Here is a 1,188-nt window from a genome sequence, read left to right as displayed (position 1 = left end):
TCGCATCGCCAAACAGGCGGTCGACCGCGCCCTCGCTTTCTCCTACCGTGACCGGCGGCAGCGCAAGCGCCAGTTCCGGCGCCTGTGGATCGCCCGCATCAACGCCGCCGCGCGTGTCAATGGCCTGTCCTACAGCCGGTTCATGGACGGCTTGAAGAAGGCCGGCAGCCATCTCGACCGCAAGATGCTGGCCGATCTCGCCGTGCGCGAGCCGGAGGCCTTCGCCAAGCTCGCCTCGACCGCGACCGAAGCGCTCGAGGCCCATGGTCGACCGTCCGACTGAGCGCCCCGATCGGAGGAAGGTGATGACGACGGCCTGGCTACGGGACCTGGAGGAGAAGGTCCAGGAAGCTTCGGAGCGCCTGGGTGACCTCCAGGCGCGGAACGACAAACTCCAGAAACGGATCACCGAGCTCGAGGCACAGCTCGAAGCGGCGCCCGACGCCAAGGACGTGGCCGGCTGGACCGAGGAACGCGACGACATCCGCCAGCGGGTGGAAAAGCTCGTCGGTCACCTCGGCAAGCTGCTGGAGGACTGAATCTCTCGCCGCCTTGTGCTATAGTGACCGGGTGTCTAACTCTCTGACAGAGCAGAGTTTGCCAGATGAGGCCGGGGCCGCCGAGGCCGCTGCCTCCCAGGTCGACGGCGCCGAGGCCGCTCAAGCGAGCGAGTCACGGCATGCCGAGCCTTCGCAATCTGATCCGGACGGTCCGGAATCGGGCGCGGCAGCCCGTTCCGGATCTCGAGAGAAGCGGGATTCCAAGATGGCCTCGAAAGGCACCACCTCGATCGACGTGGAGATCTTCGGTTCCGTGTACCACGTACGAGGCGAACAGGACCCGGAATACCTGCGGAGGTTGGCCGACGTCGTCGACGGCAAGATGCGTGACATCAGCCGTCACGTCCCCGTGGTCGACAGCGGGAAAATCGCCATCCTGGCCGCGCTCAACCTGGCGGACGAGCTGCTTCAATGCAACAATCAGCAAGAAGGGGAACGGGTCGAAATGATGGAAAAAGTGGAGGAGTTGACCGGCAAGCTCACCGAAGCCTTGGATACCTGAACGTGCAACGCCGGGAGACGATATCGCTCGCACTGTAAAAACACCGAGTCATGCATCCCCTGTGTGGTTGGTGATGGATTACTGAGTACTCTAGAACCAACATTTTAGACTAGGGAGTCTAGATAC

The 1,188-nt window shown here is 63.0% G+C and carries 3 protein-coding genes; all 3 read left to right on the top strand.

The features are described from left to right. A partial coding sequence (rplT, locus tag GY769_07590) for a 50S ribosomal protein L20 (GenBank protein ID MCP4201779.1) occupies positions 1 to 283 on the top strand: 283 nt, incomplete at its 5' end. Between the two features lie 22 nt (positions 284 to 305). Beyond that, a complete protein-coding gene (gene zapB / locus GY769_07585; protein ID MCP4201778.1) occupies positions 306 to 539 on the top strand; it encodes a cell division protein ZapB in 234 nt (77 codons plus the stop codon). A gap of 226 nt (positions 540 to 765) precedes the next feature. Beyond that, the gene (locus GY769_07580; protein ID MCP4201777.1) at positions 766 to 1,062 is read left to right on the top strand and encodes a cell division protein ZapA; all 297 of its coding nucleotides are present in this window, start codon (positions 766 to 768) and stop codon (positions 1,060 to 1,062) included. Positions 1,063 to 1,188: the final 126 nt, after the last annotated feature.

This window comes from bacterium (genome assembly GCA_024224155.1).
Classification (GTDB): domain Bacteria; phylum Acidobacteriota; class Thermoanaerobaculia; order Multivoradales; family JAHEKO01; genus CALZIK01.
Note: the sequence above shows the minus strand (reverse complement) of the source record. Positions and strands in the feature narration are given on the sequence as shown.

What these genes read in the sequence shown, in the direction of transcription:
- GY769_07580 (MCP4201777.1), top strand. Translation starts at nt 766, where the DNA reads ATGGCCTCGAAAGGCACCACCTCGATCGACGTGGAGATCTTCGGTTCC.
- zapB (MCP4201778.1), top strand. Translation starts at nt 306, where the DNA reads ATGACGACGGCCTGGCTACGGGACCTGGAGGAGAAGGTCCAGGAAGCT.